The following is a 3696-nucleotide window of genomic DNA, read 5'->3' as shown; positions in this document are numbered from 1 at the left end:
CGCTGGCCATGACGGCCGCCGACGCCCGCGCGCTGGCCGACGAGCAGGCCCGCGCCGCCGCTGACCCGGCGGGCGCGGGGCTTGTGGACGGAGGCGCCTGCGCGCGCCGCCTGGGGCTTCTGCGCCAGGCTTGCGCCGGTGCCGACATGGCCGCCTTCCTGGTGCGCGGCACCTCCGACATCGTCTGGCTCACCGCCTTCGACCGCGTCTTCGACGAGGAGGCCGCCCACGCCCTCTACGTCGACCGCGAGCGCGCGGTGCTCCACACCGACTCGCGCTACGCCACGGCCTGCCGCGCAGCCGCCGCGGGTCAGCCGCTTGAGGTGGACGACGCCCGCGAGACCCACGCGGCCTTCGCTCGGCGGCTCCACGGCAACGAGATCGCCCGTGACCTGGGCATCGAGGACGCCATCTCGCTGGCGGAGTTCCGCCGGCTCGAGGACGCGTTCTCGCCGTCGGCTCCCTTCCGCGAGACCTCTGGCGTGGTGGTGGGCCTGCGCGCGGTGAAGGACGCCTCGGAGGTGGCCCGCATGCGTGCCGCCCAGGCCATCACTGACGCCGCTTTCGCCCATATCGTGGGCTTCATGGCGCCGGGCATGACCGAGCGCGAGGTGCAGCTGGAGCTGGAGGGCTTCATGGAGCGCCAGGGCGCCTGGGGCCTGGCGTTCTCCTCTATCGTAGCCGCGGGCGCCAACGGCGCGAGCCCCCATGCCATCCCCGGCGCCACGGTGCTCGAGGCCGGCCAGTGCGTGGTGCTCGACTTCGGGGCGCGGGCCTGGGGCTACTGCTCCGACATGACGCGCACGGTGTTCCTGGGGGAGCCCGACCCCGAGATGCGCGCCGCCTACGAGGCCATCCGCCGTGCCAACGAGGAGGTGGAGGCACTGCTGCGCCCGGGCGTGACGGGCCGCGCCGCCCACGAGCACGCCGAGGCGGTGCTCGCCGAGGCCGGCTTCGGGGGCGCGATGGGCCACGGTCTGGGTCACGGCGTGGGCATCGACATCCACGAGGAGCCGGTGCTCTCGCCCCGCAACGACCGCGAGCTCGTGGCCGGCAACGTGGTGACGGTGGAGCCCGGCATCTACCTACCCGGCCGCTTCGGCATGCGCCTGGAGGACTTCGGCGTCGTCACCGACGACGGCTTCGACGTCTTCACCCGCTCGACCCACGAGATGGTGATCCTCTAGCGCGGTCGCGCCTGCGCCCGCATCTTGCGAACAGTCTGCAAAAAAGGAGGCCCCGTACATGGGGCCTCCTTCTCGTCTCGGCTAGCCCTGCTTGGGGACGCCCGGTGCCGCGGGAGCGCCGGGCGCCCCGCTTGACGCGCGGCATCTGCCCGCCGGATCCGGCGGGCTCCCGCCTTCCGCCCGGCCGCCGCCTCTCGTTGTTCCGCTTCCATCTTCTTCGTCGTGCTGGTGGGGCCGGCTGCTGCCCGTCGTTCCTCGAAAGAATCGCCTTGTCGTGCAAATTCGCGCGGTTTTGCACTCCCCGACAGGGCGTCGGAGAAATTATTCTCGCATGAGGCATAACCTGACCAGGGAGAACGAAAACTGCTTCACGGAGACAGTCGCCGCCTCTTTGCGAATGGCGCTCCATCGCGCTTCAGGCCAGTGCAAAACCGTTCGAATTTGCAGAAAATCCGCTCCTTGCAGAGGATTTGCCCGCCCGAGGCGGCTTCCTGGCTTAGCGGGTTCGGTCCCGGCCGCCGGCTCTGCTCTCCATTCCCGTCTTTTCGCAGGTTTTCTGGCGCGTTTGGCAGGTCGCGCGTATAATAGACCAGTTTGAAACCCCGGGCCCGCCTGCATCGTGCGCGGGCGAGCTGTGTGAAAGGACACTCCAGTGGCTAGCATCTCTACGGCAGACTTCAAGAACGGCATGTGCATCATCAACAACGGCAAGATGTGCACCATCGTCGAGTTCCAGCACGTCAAGCCCGGTAAGGGCGGCGCGTTCGTGCGCACCAAGCTCAAGGACATCAAGACCGGCCGCGTCGTGGACTACACCTTCAACTCCGGCACGAAGTTCGACTCCGTGCGCCTGGAGACCAAGAAGATGCAGTACCTCTACAACGACGGCTCCGACTACTACTTCATGGACAACGACACCTACGAGCAGATGTCCATCCCCACCGACACCGTGGGCGACGCGGCCAAGTGGCTCAAGGAGAACGACGAGGCCACGCTGCTCTACGCCGGCGACGAGCTCATCTCCATCGAGCCGCAGATGTTCGTCGAGCTGGAGGTGACCCACACCGAGCCCGGCTTCAAGGGCGACACCGCCACCAACACCACCAAGCCCGCCACGCTCGAGACCGGCGTCGAGCTGCAGGTGCCCACGTTCATCGAGATCGGCGACGTGCTGCAGATCGACACCCGCGACGGCCGCTTCATCAAGCGCGTCTAGCCGGCGAGCGACAGCCTGAAAACGACAAGCGGCCCGCGAGCAATCGCGGGCCGCTTGTCGTTTCGGCAGGGGAGCGTGCCCTAGGCGTGGAAGAACGCCACGGCGATGGCGCCCGGCCCCACGTGGGTGCCGATGACGCTGCCGACATGGGTCGTGGGCGGCTCGGCCACTGCGGTGTCGAAGAGCTCGCGGCTGTCGGCGACGTACTTGCGCAGGAGCGCATCGTCCAGGCCCGTGTAGCCCAGCCAGATGGGGCGCGAGAAATCCACGCCCCCGCTCTCGGCGATCTTCTGGCGCAGCAGGTTGTTGCCTTGCTTCGAGCCGCGCGCCTTGCCGAGCATGGCCACCTCGCCGTCCACCACGCCGATGACCGGCTTGATGGACAGCAGCCCGCCCGCGATGGCCGTCGCCGCCGAGATGCGGCCGCCCTTCTTGAGGAACTCGAGGGTGTCGAGCACCGCCACCAGGCACACCTCGCCGCGCTCGACCTCCAGCCGCTCGGCGATAGCGGCGGCAGAAAGCCCCTCGTCGCGCAGGGAGAGGGCGCGCTCGGCCACCACGCGCTCGCCGACGGTGGCGTTGAGGCTGTCCACCACGAACACGCGCCCGGGGTGCGCGGCGGCGGCCAGGCAGGCGCTGTCGTAGGTGCCCGACAGCTTGCTTGAGAGGCAGACGCACACCACGTCGTCTCCGGCGGCGACGGCCTCGTCGAAGAGCCGCTGGAACTCGACGGGCGGCACCTGGCTCGTGGAGGGGATCTCGTCGCTTTCCACCAGGCGTGCGTAGAACTCGTCGCGCGACAAGTCGACGTCCTGGGCGTACTCGCCGTCGGAGAATGCCACCTTCAGCGGAACGACCGTCACGTCATGCTCCGCGGCGTAGGCAGCCTCCATGTCGCTGCCGGAATCAACGATAATGCGAACGCCCATCGGCGCCTCCTGTCTCGAAAAACGTAAACCCGCAGCGTAGGCTAGCAAAGCCGGGAGGCGTAGGCCACTATTACTTTGATAATCAAATAATTTCCCCATAGGAAGGGGAGATAGGGGGGCGGTGGGAAGAGTGCGCGGAAGGCACCTGCTCAGGTGGTCGAAGGGTGGAGGCGAAAGCGTGGCCAATTTCTCTATGGTTTACGCTCGATCGGCGCTCTGCGACGCCCGTTTTGGTCAAAAAGCGTACGGTTTACGCGGTTTTGGTCGTATCGGGTGCGTAAACCAGGGTGTTTTTGGCCAGAAAATCGGAATCGGGGCCAAGGCGGCGAAGCGGAGGGGCGGGTGCAGGGAGAGGGCGGGGGCT

General features: G+C 67.7%; 3 protein-coding genes. 2 read left to right on the top strand and 1 reads right to left on the bottom strand.

Features of this window, described 5'->3' with window-relative positions; genetic code table 11:
• Positions 1–146: 146 nt before the first annotated feature.
• Both D1643_RS10220 and efp read left to right on the top strand, forming a co-directional pair.
• Positions 147–1187, top strand: coding sequence for a Xaa-Pro peptidase family protein (locus tag D1643_RS10220; RefSeq protein WP_236643553.1), 1041 nt, complete (start codon positions 147–149; stop codon positions 1185–1187).
• A gap of 652 nt (positions 1188–1839) precedes the next feature.
• Complete coding sequence (gene efp, locus D1643_RS10215; RefSeq protein ID WP_160710518.1) at positions 1840–2403, top strand: elongation factor P; 564 nt, start codon at positions 1840–1842, stop codon at positions 2401–2403.
• An 80-nt stretch (positions 2404–2483) separates the two neighbouring features.
• On the opposite strand, the gene D1643_RS10210 is transcribed toward efp, so the two are convergent.
• Positions 2484–3332, bottom strand: coding sequence for a DegV family protein (locus D1643_RS10210; RefSeq protein ID WP_160710517.1), 849 nt, complete (start codon positions 3330–3332; stop codon positions 2484–2486).
• Between the last annotated feature and the right edge of the window lie 364 nt (positions 3333–3696).

Origin of the sequence: Enterorhabdus sp. P55, assembly GCF_009911695.1 — a bacterium.
Taxonomy (GTDB): domain Bacteria; phylum Actinomycetota; class Coriobacteriia; order Coriobacteriales; family Eggerthellaceae; genus Enterorhabdus.
This window is presented reverse-complemented; position numbering and strand designations above follow the sequence as displayed.